The following is a 17,933-nucleotide window of genomic DNA, read 5'->3' as shown; positions in this document are numbered from 1 at the left end:
ATATTCCGAATGAATTACCAAAATATTATTAATGAAATAGAAGATGAAATACAAGTATATTTCAAAGAAGGCAAGGTAGCTGATTACATTCCAGCACTTGCACATATTAATCCAAACCAATTTGCAATGAGTATAAAACTACTTGATGGAACAAGCTTTAATGTAGGAAATACTCAAAATAAGTTTTCAATTCAGAGTATTTCTAAGGTATTTACTTTTACATTAGCCTTACAATTATATGGTAGAAGTTTATATAAAAGAGTAGGACATGAACCCTCGGGTGACCCTTTTAACTCACTTATTCAGCTTGAATATGAAAACGGAATTCCTAGAAATCCATTCATAAATGCAGGTGCAATTGTAACAACTGATACATTATTATCTAAGTATCAAGATAAAAGTTTTGATTATATATTAGATTTTATAAGAACAAGTGCAAATGATTTTACAATCAATTATGATAAAGAAGTTTACAGTTCAGAACTAGAACATGGTTTTTTAAATATGGCTTTAATAAATATGATGAAAAGCTATAAAAATATAAACAACGATTTAGAAAAAGTAATTCAAACATATTTTAAACAATGTTCGATTGAAATGAATACTGAACAATTAGCAAATTCAATGCTTTTTTTAGCAAATCATGGAGTAAATCCAATTACAAATAAAGTTTTGATAAATGAAGCAAAAGCAAAAAGAATAAATTCATTAATGCTTACATGTGGACATTATGATGCATCAGGAGATTTTGCTTACAAAGTTGGATTACCTGGGAAAAGTGGTGTTGGTGGTGGTATTGTTGCAATAGTTCCTGGAAAAATGTCAATTTGTGTTTATTCTCCAAAATTAAATAAACAAGGTAATTCACTAATAGGAACAAAAGCCCTAGAGTTATTTACAACAAAAACTGGACTATCAATTTTTTAACAAAATTGATAAATTTTTAGTATAATTAACAAAAAATATTAAATAAGGTAAATAATGACTGCACTTGAAATAGCTGATTTTATAGGAATAATCTGTTTTGCCTTAAGTGGATTTTTAATTGCTGTTCATTATAAACTTGATATTTTAGGTGTTTTTATCTCTGCTTTTTTAACAGCACTTGGTGGTGGAATGACAAGAGATGTACTAGCTTCTAAAACTCCCTATGTTTTTACAGATACAATGCCTGTAATACTTGTAATTGCAACAGTAATAATTGCCCTAATTTTTAAACTTCATAAAAGTGATGACATTGAAAGTAAAACTGCATTTATAATCTCAGACGCAGTTGGTTTAGTTTCTTTTGCAATTACAGGTTCTCTTGTAGCAATAGAAAATGAGTTTAATTTTTTAGGTGTTTTAATTCTTGCCTTTATAACAGCAGTTGGTGGTGGAACTATTAGAGATATTTTAATAAATAGAGTTCCATCTATTCTAGTTTCAGAATTTTATGCAACAGTTGCAATTATAGTTGGTCTTATAACTTATGCTTTACATATATTTAATTTACAAAGTCTTCCTGCTTTAATTGCTGTATTTGTATTTGGTGTTGCACTTCGATTATTAGCCTATTATCAGCAATGGCATCTTCCAACTTTATCTAAATAAAAAAATTAATTCTTTACTTTAACTTTTCATTAACTTTTCGTGGGTAGACTTTCATAATTTTTAAAAAATTAGGAGAAACAATGAAAAAATTATTATTTTCAACATTATTATTAGTCGCAACTTTTGCAAATGCTTTAAACATTGGTGATTCAACACCAACATTTGAAATAAAAGATCAATTTGAAAAAATGCACAAAATTTCTGCAGATGCTAAAACTATTTTAGTTGCAGAGAGTAGAGGAACTAGTGTTATTATAAGAGAGTACCTTTTAACTAAAGATACTGACTTTTTAGCAAAAAACAAAGCTCATTATATAGCAGATATTTCTGGAATGCCAAGTTTAATTTCTAAATTTATTGCATTACCAAAAATGAAAAAATATCCATTCTCAATTCTTTTAGTAGATGAAGAACAAAGTAAATCATTTGATACAAAAGATGACAAAATTACTGTTTATACAGTAACAGATGGAAAAGTTTCTAATGTTAAGTATATTGAAACAACGGAAGAATTAAAAGCTATTTTTGAATAGTCTAAATTAAATTATTAACCTAGTTTTAGGTTAATAATTTTTTAAAAGCCTCTACAATAGCGATATTTTCTAAGTCTTTAATTCTATCTTCTAAAGAATCTACTGTTTCATCTTTTCTAATTTCAAGCTCTTTTTTCAATATAATTTTACCATCATCATATTTTTCATTTACAAAGTGTATTGTAACACCTGATTTACTCTCAGAGTTCTTTATAACAGCTTCATGAACAAATCTTCCATACATTCCTTTACCACCATATTTAGAAGGTAAAAGTGCAGGATGAGTATTTACTATTTTTTCTTCAAATTTTGATATTAAATTTGTTCCAATCATTTTCATATAACCTGAACAAAATATATAATCACATTTAAATTCTTTAAATAAATTTGCGATTTTTTCATCAATATTTTCATTAGGATATTTTTTATCATTTATAATAAAATTAGGTATATTTAAATCATCAGCTGATTTTAAAACATTTGCATTGCTATTATTAGAAACTACAATAATTACTTGAGCATCTAAAATCTTTTCTTCAATAGCTTTTTGTATTGTTAAAAAACCACTTCCATTGTAAGAAGCTAAAATACCTATTCTTTTCATTTTATATCCTATCTTTAAAATTGGGGCGAAATTATAACAAATATAAAATATTTATTATATAAGTCAATTTATATTTACCTAATTCTTTGAGAATGAGTTAGTGCAATTGCAATTGCATCTGTAATATCTAAAGGCTTTATCTCTTTTTTAATTCCAAGTAATTTTTTTACCATAAAAGCAACCTGCTCTTTATCAGCTTTTCCGTTACCTGTTACTGCTTGTTTAACTTGTAAAGGAGTATATTCTGCAAAATTTCCAAATCTTTGTAATACTTTTAAAGAAATCGCTCCTCTAAATTGTGCTAATTTAATTACAGTTTTTGGATTAAATGCATAAAACATATCTTCAATTGAAACTTCTTGAATTTCATGTTTATCAAAAATAAGATCAAAACCTTCTGTCATTTCTACAATTTGCTCTTGTAAAATTTTAGTTTTTATTTTTATTAAACCTGCCTCTATTAGCTTTGTTTTACCGTTAATTTTTTCAATTACAGCATAGCCACAGTTTCTAGTTCCTGGGTCAATTCCAAGTATTTTCACGTATTAACTCTTTTTGTTAAATTTTTTATTCACATTAGTTTAAGCCCGTATAATGGTATTATTTACATAAATTTTCACTTAATGTAAACAAACTATTCACGGGTTATTCACTATGTGTACAACATTTGTTCACTCAAATTTCATTCATTTTATGTAAATTTTACAATGAAGATAAAAATTGTCTTTTTTACTTTTATAAAATTACTTTTTTACTACTTTTATAAAATTTATAATAATTTAGATATAATAGTAATTATTTATAAATTAAAGAGTTAATACTATATGACAAACAAAGAGTTTTTATCAATTATTCAAAAAGAAGCTACTACTGTTGATTTCGACAGATATTTAAAACAGCTTGTATATAAAAAAATATCATCTGACGATAATATTGCTATTTTTGAAGTTTCAAATAAATATATTGCATCATGGATTAAAAGTAAATATACTGATGTAATACAAAATTGCTTTACAATATTTGATGGAACTAAACCTACAATAGAAATAAAAATTGCTGGTGAAAAAAAATCTAAAAAAGAAATTATAAAAGAACAAATAGAAAATAAAACTGCAGAAAGTACAATACTAAATCCATCATATACTTTTGATTCATTTATTGTTGGACCTTCAAATCAAATGGCTTATAACGCCTCTTTAGCAGTTTCAAATAAACCTGGAGTTCAATATAATCCACTATTTATTTATGGTGGAACTGGTTTAGGTAAAACTCACCTTTTACAAGCAGTTGGAAACTCTGCTATTGAAAATGGTAAGACAGTAATTTATGTAACAATTGAACAGTTTATGAATGATTTTACATTCTCAATTAAAAATAAAAACATGGAACATTTTAGGTCTAAGTACCGTAAATGTGATGTTTTATTAATTGATGATATTCAATTTTTATCTGGAAAAGAACAAACTCAAGAAGAGTTTTTTCACACCTTTAATGAATTACATAATGCAAAAAAACAAATAGTAATGACATCAGATAGACTACCTTCACAAATAGCAGGATTAGTTGATAGATTAAAATCTAGATTTGAATGGGGCTTAACAGCTGATATTCAAATACCAGGATTAGAAACTAAAATTGCAATTATTGAAAAAAAATCTGATTTAAATGGAATTGAATTAAGTAGAGAAATTATTAATTTTATTGCAACAAATTTAGATAATTCAATTAGAGAAATAGAAGGTGTATTAATTAGAATTAATGCATCTGCATCTTTATTAAACCAAGATATTACCCTAGAAATGGTACAAGGTTTACTCAAAGATCAAATAAAAGAAACAAAAGAGAATATTAAACTTCCAGATGTAATCAACATTGTAGCATCAGAACTTAATATAAAACCAAGTGATATTAAATCTAAAAAACGGACAGCAACAGTTGCAAATGCAAGACGTGTTGTTATATATCTTGCACGTGAGCTTACACATAACTCAATGCCAGATATTGCAAAGTTTGTTGGAATGAAAGATCACTCTTCAATTTCTCATAATATTAAAAAAGCAAATGAGTTAATTGAAAAAGACGAGAACTTTAAATTAATTATTGAAAATTTAAAGAATAAAATCATAAATAAGGAGTGGTAAAAGTACTAAACTTGAAAAAGTTTTAAGAGTTTGTGTGAAAAGGTGTGAATATTTCATTTCGTTTAATCACATGAAAGAGTTTCGATACAGACAACTCTAAAGATGTATTTTCATCTTTTCACATGCTCTACTACTGCCACTAATAAAATAAAAAGAAATAGGAGATAAAATGAGGTTTGTAATTACAAAAAATATCATTGAAAATGTAATATCATCAATGCAACCTTTTTTAGAAAAAAAAGATGCTAGTTCAATAACATCACATATATATCTAGAAACTAATAATGGAAATTTAATTTTAAAAGCAACTGATTATGAAATCGGTTTAGAATCACATATAGATAATATAAGTGATAGTGTAGATGGAAAAGCTACAACTAATGGTTCTAATTTATTAGGTATTATTAAAAGATTAAAAAATGAAGATATTATATTTGAAGTAGTAAGCAACAATATAATTATCAAACAAAATAAATCTACATTTAAATTACCAATGTATGATGCTAATGAATATCCATCATTAACAAAATCACAAAATCTTAAAAATTTAGATATTTCAACATTAAACTTTATTAATTCTGTAAGAAAAATTACTCCAGCAATTGATAACAATAATCCTAAATTTGAATTAAATGGTGCATTAATAGATATTAAAAGTTCTAAGATTAATTTTGTATCAACTGATACTAGAAGATTAGCAATATCACATTTACAAAATATTAACAATGAAGAATCACAATTTATCATTCCTAAAAAAGCAATTATAGAAATACAAAAACTATTTTTAGATGAAGCAACTATTACATATGATGAAACTAATTTAGTAGTATCAAATGATAAAATGACTTTCTTTACAAAATTAATTAATGGAAAATATCCAGATTATGAAAGAATTATTCCACAAAATTTAAAATACAATTTAAAACTACCAAAAAATGTTTTAGTTGAATCTATTAAATTAGTTACATCTTTATTTTCAAATATTAAAGTTACATTTAACAAAGATGGAATTATATTTGAATCATTAGATGAAGATACAGAATCAAAAACACAAATTGATTTACCATTAAATATTGATAATGAATTTTATTTAGCTGTAAATGCTAAATACTTATTAGATTTTTTATCTATGACAAATAATGAAAATATAGCTGTTGGATTTAATGAATCAAATTTACCATTTTATTTAGAAGATGATAAGTTTTATACAATTGTAATGCCAATTGTTTTAGAAAAATAGAAATAACAAGGAATACATAAATGAGCAACGAATATAGCGCTGGTAATATTAAAGTTTTAAAAGGTCTTGAAGCAGTTAGAAAAAGACCAGGTATGTATATTGGTGATACAAATACAAATGGTCTACATCACTGTGTTTATGAAGTTGTAGATAACTCTATTGATGAAGCAATGGCAGGTTTTTGTGACACTATTAAAGTAACTTTAACAAAAAGTGGTTCTTGTATTATTTCTGATAATGCTAGAGGTATTCCAACAGGAATGCACCCTACTGAAAAAAAATCAGCTGCTACTATTGCTTTAACAGTACTTCATGCTGGTGGAAAATTTGATAAAGATACTTATAAAGTTTCTGGTGGACTTCATGGGGTTGGTGTTTCTGTTGTAAATGCCTTATCTTCTGATTTAAAAATGACAATTTATCAAAATAATGAGGTTCATTTTCAAGAGTTTAAAACAGGTATTCCAGTAGAAGATTTAAAAGTAATTGATACTTGTAGAAAAACTGGAACAACAATTGAATTTTGGCCAGATGCTACTATTTTTGAAGTAGTTGATTTTCAATTTGATGTTTTATCAAAGAGATTTAAAGAGATTGCATATTTAAATCCAAGTATTACAATTGAGTTAAAAGATGAAAGAGTAAATAAAAAAGAAGTTTACCATTTTGAAGGTGGACTTGCACAATTTGCTAATGATATAAATAAAGATACAGCAGTAACTGAAGCAGTTTCATTTAATGTAAGTGAAGATGATATTGAAGCTGATTTCGCTGTTTTATATAACACAACATATACAGAAAAAACACTTTCTTTTGTAAATAATATTAGAACAATTGATGGTGGTACTCATGAAGCTGGTTTTAAAGCAGGTCTAACTCGTGCAATTGTTAAGTATGTAAATGAAAATGCATCAGCAAGAGACAAAGACGCAAAAATTACAGGTGATGATGTAAGAGAAGGTCTAATTGCTATTATTTCTGTAAAAGTTCCAGAACCACAATTTGAGGGACAAACTAAAGGTAAATTAGGGTCTTCTTATGTAAAACCTATATGTCAAAAAGTTACTTTTGAATCATTAGTTAAGCATTTTGAAGAGAATCCAAATCAAGCAAAAGCTATTATGGAAAAAGCTTTAATGGCAGCACGTGGTAGAGAAGCTGCTAAAAAAGCAAGAGATTTAACTAGAAAAAAAGATGCTATGACAGTTGGTACACTTCCTGGAAAATTAGCAGAATGTCAATCAAAAGATCCAGCTGTAAGAGAATTATACCTAGTAGAAGGGGATTCAGCAGGTGGTTCAGCTAAACAAGGTAGAGATAGAGTTTATCAAGCAATTTTACCATTAAAAGGTAAGATTTTAAATGTTGAAAAATCAAGATTAGATAAGATTTTAAAATCAGATGAAATTAGAAATATGATTACTGCAATTGGTTGTGGAATTGGTGAAGATTTTAATGCTGAAAAAGTTAGATATCATAAAATTATAATCATGACAGATGCCGATGTTGATGGATCTCATATCCAAACACTACTTTTAACATTCTTCTTTAGATTTTTACGACCAATTGTTGATAGTGGATATTTATACATTGCACAGCCACCTTTATATAGATATAAAAAAGGTAAAAATGAAACTTATTTAAAAGATGATACTGCATTATCAAACTTCTTAATCGAAAATGGTTTAGAATCATTCTCTTTTGAAGGTTTAGGTTACAACGATTTAGTTGATTTATTTAAAACAGTTTCTAGATATAGAGGAATGTTAGGTCAATTAGAAAAAAGATACTCTTTATCTGAAGTATTAAAGCATTTAATTGAAAATTCTGATTTAGTTAATTTAGAATTCTCTAAATTATATGATGAAGTAAAATCATTCTTAGATGAAAAAGGTTACAACGTTTTATCTAAAAGCATTACTGAAGATAAAATTCAATTGTTTGTACAAACAAATGAAGGTCTAGAAGAGCTTATCATTGATGATGAGTTATTTGCTTCACCTTATTTCTCTGAAGCTACATATATCTATAATAAGCTTGTAGAACGAGATATTTCTATGTTTGATGGAAGAGACTTAATTGAAATTCTTGATGAAATTGAAGGATTAGCTAAAAAAGGTGCTTATATTCAAAGATATAAAGGTTTAGGTGAGATGAATCCTGAGCAATTATGGGAAACTACAATGACTCCAGAAGCTAGAAGACTTCTTAGAGTTACAGTTGAAGATGCTGAAGTTGCATCTGATACGTTTACTCTATTTATGGGTGATGAAGTAGAACCAAGAAGAAATTATATAGAAGAACATGCAAAAGACGTTGAACATCTTGATGTTTAATTTCTTTTTATAATAAATGAAAAGGGGTAAATTAATGTTTTTTAAAATTTTAATATTATTAATTTTACCTCTTTTTTTATTCTCACAAGAAGAAAAACTTGAAAAAATACTAGCTTTTAATACAAATCTTGGAAAAATGATGAAATATCAAAATTCAGGAAGTGCGCTAAAAACTTGGATTAAAAAAGTAACTTCTAATAATAACACATATATAAATTTAAAAATTTATGACAATAATGAAAATATGCTTAATGATTATTTTAATAAAAAAATTGATATTTTAGTTTTTACTCCTTACGATTATGTTAAAAATATAGAAAAATTTAAAAGTATTACAGATGAATACTGGTTTATGAAAAAAGATATGAAGTATGATTTTCATAAAAAATATTTAATTGTTAATAATAATATAAATAGTATTTTAGATTTAAATGATAAAAAAATAGCAATAAATAGTGCAAATAAAATATCTAAATTCTTTCTAGAAAAAACATATATAGAAAAGACTAAAAAAAGTGCAAAAAAGGTTCTTGATAATATTGACTTTTTAGCCAATAGTTCTATTTTATTAAAAACATATTTTGGGTCTTATGATGCTTCTGTTGTAGATTCTTATGAGTATGAAACAATGCTTGAACTTAACCCTAGTATAACAAAAAAGATTAAAATTTTGGAAGAAAGCCCAAGAATATTTAATAATATGATTATAGCCTTTGGAAGTAATAGTAATATGGAAAATTATAAATTAATCTTAAAAGATTTTCTTCTTAGTAAAGATAAAATTGAAGTATTTAATTTATTAAAAATTAAAACTATAGTGCCAGATGGAAAGAATATGAATAAGTTAGATGAGTTTTATTTTGATTATATGAGATTAAAAAAAACCATAGATTAAAATCTATGGTTTAATTATCTTCAATAGAGGCTACTATTTCTGTATGTGAAAATATTTGACCTCTTTTTCTAATTATATTATTTACAATATGGTAACCGTGATTTAAAGCAATTGCAATTGAACCACCAGATTTCATAGCTATGTCTCCTGCAACATAAACACATTTTGCAGTTGTTTCATGATGTTTATCAAAAATAGGTTTATCACTTTCATCTACATCCACTCCACATGCTTTTAAGAAGTCAACAGGTGTAGTTCCTCCAATTGCATAGATAACTCTATCGTATAATACGCTAAAACCATCATTAAAATTAACTTTCACTTTTCCTGCTTCATTTTCTAATGATTCAATATCAGTGTTCATTCTAAGTCTTAATTTTTCTTGACCATCATATTTTGTTAATATTTCTTCATTTGTTTCATTTAGTCTCGAAAAAGTCTCTTTTCTATAAACCATAGTAACATTGTTATTTTGATCAGCTAAATCATAAGCATATTCAGCAGCAGAATTTCCACCACCAACTACTAATACTTTTTCATTTGAAGAACATTTATCTAAATTAAAATTAACTTGAGATCTTATTGATGGTGGAATTTTATAAGAGGGTTTATTTGGTTTACCCATTTTTCCAATAGTAATAGCTGCGTTTCGTGTTTTAATAATTCCATTTGAAGTATGAACTTCTAAAAAATCACCAACTCTTATCATTTTTTCAACTTCAGTATTAAATAATGAATCTATTTTATCACTATCTAATAAATTATCGAAGTAATCAAGTGTAGTTTCTTTAGTTCCATCAAAAAAATCAACATTTCCTTGTAAAACAGAAACTTGACCTTTATAATCTTTGTCAACTCTTTTATTATCTTTATAAAATTTTCTAATAGTATTTGAGTGATTATCAGTCTTTTCAATTAACAAAATTTCACCTAGTTTATGTGAAGATGCTTCAATTGCACAGCCTATTCCACCAGGTCCTCCACCAATAATTACAATGTCATATATTTTATCTGTCATAATACTCTCTTATTTTATATTTATTAAATTTATCGGATTATACTAAAATTTTTGTTTTTTTTTACTTAGTAATAATTGTAAGTAACATTTAGATAAAATTGCATAAATAATATTAGTAAAGGTTATATACAAATGGAAATGAAATATGGTGAAAAAGAAATAAGAGAATTTGATATTAATAATGCAGAAAATTTTTGGCCAAATAAAAATAAAAAGAATTATATTATAGATATTGAATTACCTGAATTTATGGCAAAATGTCCAAGAAGTGGATATCCTGATTTTGCAGAAATTAAAATTCAATATACTCCTGATGAAAAAGTAATTGAGTTAAAAGCTTTAAAAATTTATATTAATACTTTTATGTTTAGAGAAGTATCACATGAAAACTCAGCAAATGAAATTTTTGATACATTATATGAAAATTTAAATCCAAAATGGTTAAAAGTTATTGCAGACTTCAAGCCAAGAGGTAATGTTCATACTGTAATTGAAATTGACTCTGCGAAGATGTAGGTTAAAGCCTTGGAAAGATTAGTTACTACAAGTCAAGCAGCAGAAATGCTTGGGCTTTCTTTACAAGGTATACATTATAGAATAAAAAAGAATCGATTAAAATCTATTAAAGAAGGTGGACGACTTTTCGTTTATATAACTTCTGATATGGAAAAAATATCAAAAGCTAAATCAAAAAATGAAACAAATGATGTTATCGAAGAAATTACTCCTATCCCAAAAAATACTACTTCTAATAATAATGATGTTTCATCAATTATTGATGTAAAAAATGAACAAATCACTTTATTAAAAAAATCTATGAAATGGATGAAAAGACAGTATATTTCAGAGATTAAAAGATTAGAAAAAAATCAAGAAAATATGATGAAGGTTTTAAATTCAGAAATTAAACTTCTTCAAAGTGCTTTTAATGAAATGAGATCTATTTATAAACCTGAAATAGAAGAACTTAAAAAAACAAATACTACTAGTGAAACTGAATTTATTTCTTTAAAAGACTTTTCTATATTGTTAAAAAGAAACAACAAATCACAAAATGATATAAAACTAATTATTTTAACAGCTATAAAAAATAATGATAGAAGATTTATTTATAATAAATTAGAGAAAAAACTATTGATTTTAAATTCGGATTTTAAAGATTTAATATAAGTTAAGATTGTTTTACTAAAAAAAGTGTAAAAAAAAAGAGTACTTAAAAAGTACTCTTCTCCAGATACCCAAACACACCAATAAGAAAGGTGCCTTGCTATGTTCCCATCCTGGGGCGTTGTCTTTAATAATGATTGTAAGGGTCTAAAGAAGAGCACTCAAAATATTTAAAATATTCTCAGTGTTCGTCTTTGGATTGGAATTATATCTAAAAAATCTTAAACTTTTTATAAATTAATAAAATAAATAAAAATTTGATGTACAATACGGAATTATTTGAAAGTAGAGAACCTTTATGAAAAAAGATTTTAGTGTTGTAGGAATATTTGCATTAGTATTTGCCATGTTTATTTGGGCAAGTTCATTTATTGCTTTAAAAACTGCAATAAGTGATTTAGAACCTTATACTGTAATATTTTTACGTATGTTTACAGCATCGTTATGCTTTTTGTATTTTATAAAAGGGTTTATGAAATACTCTTTTTCTAAAAATGATATTAAATATATAATTCTTCTAGCATTTTTTGAACCTTGTTTATATTTTATCTTTGAAGCAAAGGCTATTGCACTTACAACAGCTTCACAAGTTGGAATGATTACTTCTTTAATGCCTGTAATTACTGCAATGGCCGCTGGGTATTTTTTAAAAGAAATTATTTCAAAACAACTAATTATTGGTTCATTAATAGCACTTTGTGGAGCTGTTTGGTTGAGTCTTCAAGCAGTTTCGAGTGTAAATGCTCCAAATCCAATGTTGGGAAATTTTTATGAATTACTTGCAATGGTTTGTGGCGCAGGTTATACAATAGTTGCTAGATATTTATCTGATAAATATTCAGCTTTATTTATAACTGCAATTCAAGTTTTTATTGGTGCTATATTTTTCTTTCCTTTTTATATATATGAATATAATACAAGTGATTTAAATTTTACTACAAATGCGATTTTGTGTGTTCTTTACTTAGGAGTTGTAGTTACACTTGGAGGATATGGTTTATATAATTATGCATTAACTAAAATCGAAGCTTCAAAAGCAGCTGTTTTTATATATTTAATTCCTGTATTTACTCTGATTTTAGCATATCTAATTTTAAATGAAAAATTAACTTTAGTAGAACTTATTGCCTCTTTTACTATTTTATTCGGTGTATTTATTTCTGAAGCACCTTTAAAAAAGATATATAAATATATTTTAAAAAAATAAAAGATATAAATTGGTTTATTTTATTCTTTTTTTATCAGCTTTTGTTTCTGCTACATTAATTCCTTTTGGAAGTGAAGCTTTATTAATTTATGATATCAAAGAGGGTTATAATATTTATTATCTTCTATTTTTTGCAACATTAGGAAACTCTTTAGGTTCTCTTTTTAACTATTTCTTAGGATTAAAAGGGGAAGAATTTTTAATAAAAAAGAATTTAGTTAAAGAAAAAAGTATTTTAAAAACAAAAAACTATTTTGATAAATATGGAAGTATTTGTATTTTATTTTCGTGGTTACCTCTTATTGGTGATCCAATAACATTTATTGCAGGAGTTTTAAAATATAATTTAAAACTATTTATTTTATTAGTTGTTATAGCAAAATTTTTAAGATACCTCTTTTTGGCACTTCTTATTTTGTAAAAAATTTATAAATATCATCATTTTTAGATTTTATTTTATAAGTAATATCTTTAAATGTAAATTCTAAATAGTTTGCATGTAACCATAATCTATGGCTTCCTGTTGCTTTTTCTCTTTTGTTTTTTTCTAATTCTTTATTTAAATATGCTTCAGCAATATTATCATCTATTCCATAAATTGGATCACCTACGATTCTATGACCAATTGAGTATAAATGAACTCTAATTTGATGTTGTCTTCCTGTTAAGGGAAGTGCTTCAATTAATGTAATGTTTTTTTCTGGATTATATTTAATAGGTTTAATAATAGTACAAGACTCTTTTCCACTTTGCCCTGCTTTCATTCTAACACCAATATTTAAACCTTCTTTTTCAAGTTTAGAATCAATTGTAATTTCTTTTTTTATTTCTCCATCAACTAGGGCTAAATATGACTTATGATATTTCTTTTCTTCAAACATATCTTTTAAAGTTTTTTCACTTTTTTTATTTTTCCCTACTATTACAAGTCCTGAAGTTTCAGCATCAATTCTATGAATTAAGTTGGCATTTTCTCCAAAATGAAAGCGAATTTCATCTAAAAGTGAGTATGGAGTACTCTTAGAAATGGGGTGAACCATTAGGTGCGTTGGTTTGTCGAATATCGCAAATTCTTCAAACTCAATTAGAGGCTTAAGTCCTCTAGAAATACCCTCAAATACAGCCATGTTTATATATTCAGTAGGGATTTTATCACTTGGCTTTAATGTGTTTAGATTTTCATCAAAAATTCTACCTCTAGAGGCGTATCTTTGGGCATTACGATGATTTACTTTTAAATCTTGAAGTAAAAAAAGGCTTAATTTTTTATCTTTTATAGCTTTAATTTTTTTTAAAATGAAGGGCAATATTAAATCCTGAAATAATTTTTGAAATAGGTAAAAATTTATCTTGTTTTTATATGTTTTTTTAACTTATTTAGATAGTATATCATACTAAAATAAATACTAATTTTTTATAAAATACTAAAACAATGATTACAAGGGACATAAAACATGGTTGAAAGATACGCAAGAGAAGAAATGAGTTCAAAGTGGACACAGCAAGCAAGATATGCAGCATGGTTAGAAGTAGAAAAAGCAGCTGTTAAAGCTTGGAATAAAATTGGATTAATTCCTGATGAAGATGCTAAAAAAATTGTAAAAAATGCAACATTTTCAGTTGAGCGAATAGAAGAAATCGAAGCTGTTACAAAACATGACTTAATTGCTTTTAACACATCTGTTTCTGAATCACTTGGCGAAGAGTCTAGATGGTTCCATTATGGTATGACTTCATCAGATGCAGTTGACACAGGTGTTGCACTTCAAATGAGAGATTCTTTAAAATTAATCATCAAAGATGTAAAAATGCTTATGAAATCTATTAAAAAAAGAGCAAAAGAGCATAAATATACTCTAATGGTAGGAAGATCTCATGGTATTCATGGTGAACCTATTACTTTTGGTCTTACACTTGCAGTATGGTATGACGAAATGAAAAGACACTTAGATAACTTAAAGCAAACTCTAAAAGTTATCTCTGTTGGTCAAATTTCTGGTGCAATGGGTAACTTTGCTCATGCTCCTTTAGAATTAGAAGAATATGCAATGAAAGAATTAGGTTTAAAACCAGAACCTTGTTCAAATCAAGTTGTACACAGAGATAGATATGCAAGATTAGCAACGGCACTAGCTTCTATGGCTTCAACTATTGAAAAATTTGCTGTTCAAGTAAGACACTTACAAAGAACAGAAGTTTACGAATGTGAAGAGTTTTTTGCAAAAGGTCAAAAAGGTTCTTCTGCGATGCCTCATAAAAGAAATCCAATTTTAACAGAAAATATTACAGGTCTTGCAAGATCAATTAGAGCACATGCAGTTCCAGCTATGGAAAATGTTGCTTTATGGCATGAAAGAGATATTTCTCACTCATCAAGTGAAAGATTCTGGTTACCAGATGCATTTATTACATCTGATTTTATGCTTCACAGAATGAATAATGTAATTGCTAACTTAACAGTTATGCCTGAAAATATGATGAAAAACTTAAACTTAACTGGTGGATTAGTATTCTCTCAAAGAGTATTATTAGAACTACCACTTCAAGGTGTAAGTAGAGAAGATGCTTATAGAATTGTTCAAAGAAATGCTATGAAAGTTTGGCAGGAAATTCAACAAGGGAAAGCTACAACAAATAAAAAAGGTGAGTCTTTATACTTACAATATTTATTAGGTGATGAAGAATTAAGAAATTCATTATCAGAAAAACAAATTAGAGAATGTTTCAACTTTGAATATTACACAAAAAATGTTAGTGCAATTTTCAAAAGAGTATTCAAATAAAAGGTAATTAAATATGGCAATTATGATTCAAAAAAGAAATGGTCGTAAAGAAGTTTTAGATATTACTAAAATTCAAAAGATGACTATAGAAGCAACTGAAGGCTTAGATGGTGTATCTCAGAGTGAATTAGAACTTGATGCGCAAATCAAATTTATTGATGGAATGGGAAGTTCTGATATTCAAGATGCACTTATTAAAACTGCTGTTGAAAAAATTGATATTGATGTTCCAAACTGGACATTTACAGCTGCTAGATTATTTATATTTGATTTATACCATAGAGTTGGAAAAGCAACACATGGTATAAAAGGTGAGCCATACTGCCACTTTAAAGAATATTTACAATATGGAAAAGATGCGGGAAGAATTCTTCCTAACTTAGGTGAAGGTTTTGATTTAGATGATTTAAATGACTATATTAAGCCTGAGCGAGATTATTTATTTAATTATCTTGGAATTAAAACTTTATACGATAGATATTTAATCAAAAATAATAAAGGTAATCCTATTGAATTACCACAGCAAATGTTTATGGCAATTGCTATTTTTCTTGCACAAGATGAAGAAAATAAACAACAAAGAGCAAAAGAGTTCTATGATGTAGTTTCTAAATTTGAAGTAATGCTTGCAACTCCAACATTATCAAATGCAAGAACAAATAGACATCAATTATCTTCTTGTTATATTGGTTCAACACCTGATAATATTGAAGGTATTTTTGACTCTTACCATGAAATGGCATTATTGTCTAAATATGGTGGAGGAATTGGTTGGGATTGGAACCAAGTTAGAGCTTTAGGTGGTGTGATTGATGACCATAAAAGTGCTGCTGGAGGTACAGTTCCATTTCTTAAAATTACAAATGATGTTGCATTAGCAGTTGACCAGTTAGGTACAAGAAAAGGTGCAATTGCAGTTTATATTGAGCCTTGGCATATGGATATTGTTGACTTTATTGATTTAAAGAAAAACTCAGGTGAAGAGCGTAGACGTGCGCATGACTTATTCCCTTCTTTATGGATTACTGACCTTTTTATGGAAAGAGTTATTGCTGATTCTTACTGGACTTTATTTGATCCTTATGAAGTAAAAGACTTATCTGAACTTCATGGTGATGCATTTAAAGCAAGATATGAAGCTTATGAAAATGATGAGAATATTACAAAAGATAGAATGAAAGCAAAAGATTTATGGAAAAAGATTTTAACATCTTATTTTGAATCTGGTTCACCTTTCCTTTGTTTTAAAGATAATGCAAATAGAGCAAATCCAAATAGTCATGTTGGACATATTAGAAGCTCAAACCTTTGTACAGAGATTTTCCAAAATACAAACCCTAACCACTATAAAATCAAGTTAGAGTTTAATGATGGTTCAATTTCTACTTACGAAGAAGAAGATTTAGTAATAGTTGATGGTGGAATTGAAAAGAAAGCAAATAAAGTTACTGCACTTGATAGTATTAATGGTAAAAAAGTATTTATTGTTGAGAAACAAAAAATTGATGGAGATACAGCTGTATGTAACTTGGCATCTGTAAACCTTTCTAGAATTAATACTAAAGAAGATATTGAAAGAGTAGTTCCAATTGCTGTTAGAATGCTTGATAATGTTATTGATTTAAACTTCTATCCATTAAGAAAAGTAAAAGCAACTAACTTAAAATCTAGATCAATTGGTTTAGGTGTTATGGGTGAAGCTGAAATGTTAGCTGAACATAAGTTAGCATGGGGATCACAAGAGCATTTCAAAAAGATTGATTCTATTATGGAAGCAATTTCTTATAATGCTATTTCTTCATCATCTAAACTAGGTGTTGAAAAAGGTGTTTACCCAACATTTGAAGGTTCAAAATGGTCTGCTGGAATTATGCCTCATGATCATGCTCCACAAGCTGTAAATGCATTAGTTGATAAAGATTTATTTGATGCAGCTTATGATTGGGATGTATTAAGAGAAGAAGTAAAAGCAAACGGTATGAGAAATGGTTACCTAATGGCAGTGGCACCTACATCTTCAATTTCAATTCTTGTAGGAACTACTCAAGCTATTGAACCTGTTTATAAAAGAAAATGGTTTGAAGAGAACTTATCAGGATTAATTCCTGTTGTTGTTCCAAAATTAAGTCCTGAAACATGGTCTTATTATACACCTGCTTTTGAAATTGACCAATTACAAGTAATTAAAGCAGCTGCAATTAGACAAAAATGGATAGATCAAGGTCAAAGTACAAATATTTTTATGAGCTTAGATAGAGCAAGTGGAAAGTACTTACATGAAATTTATACATTAGCTTGGAAACTTGGATTAAAATCAACTTATTATCTAAGAAGTCAGTCTCCTGAAGCTAATAATGATGTAGAAGATAGAAGTATGGAATGTTCTGGTTGTCAATAAGATAACTCCCATGAAAAT

Annotated in this window: 17 protein-coding genes; 13 read left to right on the top strand and 4 right to left on the bottom strand. The window is 27.0% G+C overall.

Features of this window, described 5'->3' with window-relative positions; translation table 11 throughout:
- The first annotated feature begins 9 nt into the window (after positions 1-9).
- The 3 genes from D3Z07_RS09960 to D3Z07_RS09950 all read left to right on the top strand — a co-directional run bounded on the left by D3Z07_RS09960 (position 10) and on the right by D3Z07_RS09950 (position 2,126).
- Complete coding sequence (locus D3Z07_RS09960) at positions 10-927, top strand: glutaminase (protein ID WP_076089126.1); 918 nt, start codon at positions 10-12, stop codon at positions 925-927.
- Between the two features lie 54 nt (positions 928-981).
- Positions 982-1,593 (top strand): trimeric intracellular cation channel family protein, encoded by a 612-nt coding sequence (locus D3Z07_RS09955; protein WP_122893788.1) that lies wholly within the window; start codon positions 982-984, stop codon positions 1,591-1,593.
- An 80-nt stretch (positions 1,594-1,673) separates the two neighbouring features.
- Positions 1,674-2,126, top strand: a complete 453-nt coding sequence (locus D3Z07_RS09950; protein WP_122893787.1) for a hypothetical protein — start codon at positions 1,674-1,676, stop codon at positions 2,124-2,126.
- Positions 2,127-2,151: 25 nt separating this feature from the next.
- On the opposite strand, the gene purN is transcribed toward D3Z07_RS09950, so the two are convergent.
- Both purN and ruvC read right to left on the bottom strand, forming a co-directional pair.
- Positions 2,152-2,730, bottom strand: a complete 579-nt coding sequence (purN, locus tag D3Z07_RS09945) for a phosphoribosylglycinamide formyltransferase (RefSeq protein ID WP_122893786.1) — start codon at positions 2,728-2,730, stop codon at positions 2,152-2,154.
- Between the two features lie 74 nt (positions 2,731-2,804).
- Positions 2,805-3,272 carry a crossover junction endodeoxyribonuclease RuvC gene (ruvC, locus tag D3Z07_RS09940; protein WP_122893785.1) on the bottom strand — a complete coding sequence of 156 codons (468 nt, stop codon included), beginning with the start codon at positions 3,270-3,272 and terminating at the stop codon, positions 2,805-2,807.
- Between the two features lie 282 nt (positions 3,273-3,554).
- On the opposite strand from ruvC, the gene dnaA reads away from it, so the two are divergent.
- The 4 genes from dnaA to D3Z07_RS09920 all read left to right on the top strand — a co-directional run bounded on the left by dnaA (position 3,555) and on the right by D3Z07_RS09920 (position 9,342).
- Entirely contained in the window at positions 3,555-4,871 is a 1,317-nt protein-coding gene (gene dnaA, locus D3Z07_RS09935; protein ID WP_076082651.1) for a chromosomal replication initiator protein DnaA, read from the top strand.
- A gap of 169 nt (positions 4,872-5,040) precedes the next feature.
- On the top strand, positions 5,041-6,111 hold the full coding sequence (gene dnaN, locus D3Z07_RS09930) for a DNA polymerase III subunit beta (protein WP_076082653.1): 1,071 nt from the start codon (positions 5,041-5,043) through the stop codon (positions 6,109-6,111).
- Between the two features lie 20 nt (positions 6,112-6,131).
- Positions 6,132-8,447: a DNA topoisomerase (ATP-hydrolyzing) subunit B gene (gene gyrB, locus D3Z07_RS09925; RefSeq protein WP_122893784.1), complete on the top strand. Its 2,316-nt coding sequence runs from the start codon at positions 6,132-6,134 to the stop codon at positions 8,445-8,447.
- Between the two features lie 34 nt (positions 8,448-8,481).
- Positions 8,482-9,342 (top strand): PhnD/SsuA/transferrin family substrate-binding protein, encoded by an 861-nt coding sequence (locus D3Z07_RS09920; protein WP_164707220.1) that lies wholly within the window; start codon positions 8,482-8,484, stop codon positions 9,340-9,342.
- Positions 9,343-9,352: 10 nt separating this feature from the next.
- On the opposite strand, the gene D3Z07_RS09915 is transcribed toward D3Z07_RS09920, so the two are convergent.
- Positions 9,353-10,360 carry an NAD(P)-binding domain-containing protein gene (locus D3Z07_RS09915; RefSeq protein WP_076082659.1) on the bottom strand — a complete coding sequence of 336 codons (1,008 nt, stop codon included), beginning with the start codon at positions 10,358-10,360 and terminating at the stop codon, positions 9,353-9,355.
- A 138-nt stretch (positions 10,361-10,498) separates the two neighbouring features.
- On the opposite strand from D3Z07_RS09915, the gene queF reads away from it, so the two are divergent.
- The 4 genes from queF to D3Z07_RS09895 all read left to right on the top strand — a co-directional run bounded on the left by queF (position 10,499) and on the right by D3Z07_RS09895 (position 13,155).
- Positions 10,499-10,876, top strand: a complete 378-nt coding sequence (queF, locus tag D3Z07_RS09910; protein ID WP_076089135.1) for a preQ(1) synthase — start codon at positions 10,499-10,501, stop codon at positions 10,874-10,876.
- Positions 10,877-10,885: 9 nt separating this feature from the next.
- Positions 10,886-11,530, top strand: a complete 645-nt coding sequence (locus D3Z07_RS09905; RefSeq protein ID WP_122893782.1) for a helix-turn-helix transcriptional regulator — start codon at positions 10,886-10,888, stop codon at positions 11,528-11,530.
- 295 nt (positions 11,531-11,825) lie between these two features.
- Positions 11,826-12,734 (top strand): DMT family transporter, encoded by a 909-nt coding sequence (locus tag D3Z07_RS09900; protein WP_122893781.1) that lies wholly within the window; start codon positions 11,826-11,828, stop codon positions 12,732-12,734.
- A gap of 10 nt (positions 12,735-12,744) precedes the next feature.
- Entirely contained in the window at positions 12,745-13,155 is a 411-nt protein-coding gene (locus D3Z07_RS09895) for a YqaA family protein (RefSeq protein ID WP_122893780.1), read from the top strand.
- Here D3Z07_RS09895 and D3Z07_RS09890 read toward each other — a convergent pair.
- The gene (locus D3Z07_RS09890; protein ID WP_122893779.1) at positions 13,145-14,041 is read right to left on the bottom strand and encodes an RluA family pseudouridine synthase; all 897 of its coding nucleotides are present in this window, start codon (positions 14,039-14,041) and stop codon (positions 13,145-13,147) included. The two genes, D3Z07_RS09895 and D3Z07_RS09890, sit on opposite strands and share 11 nt — an antisense overlap.
- Positions 14,042-14,188: 147 nt before the next feature.
- On the opposite strand from D3Z07_RS09890, the gene purB reads away from it, so the two are divergent.
- Together purB and D3Z07_RS09880 are read left to right on the top strand one after the other, a co-directional pair.
- The gene (gene purB, locus D3Z07_RS09885; RefSeq protein ID WP_076082673.1) at positions 14,189-15,517 is read left to right on the top strand and encodes an adenylosuccinate lyase; all 1,329 of its coding nucleotides are present in this window, start codon (positions 14,189-14,191) and stop codon (positions 15,515-15,517) included.
- Between the two features lie 13 nt (positions 15,518-15,530).
- On the top strand, positions 15,531-17,915 hold the full coding sequence (locus D3Z07_RS09880; protein ID WP_122893778.1) for a ribonucleoside-diphosphate reductase subunit alpha: 2,385 nt from the start codon (positions 15,531-15,533) through the stop codon (positions 17,913-17,915).
- Positions 17,916-17,933: the final 18 nt, after the last annotated feature.

This window comes from Arcobacter peruensis, assembly GCF_003711085.1.
GTDB classification, from domain to species: domain Bacteria; phylum Campylobacterota; class Campylobacteria; order Campylobacterales; family Arcobacteraceae; genus Poseidonibacter; species Poseidonibacter parvus.
This window is presented reverse-complemented; position numbering and strand designations above follow the sequence as displayed.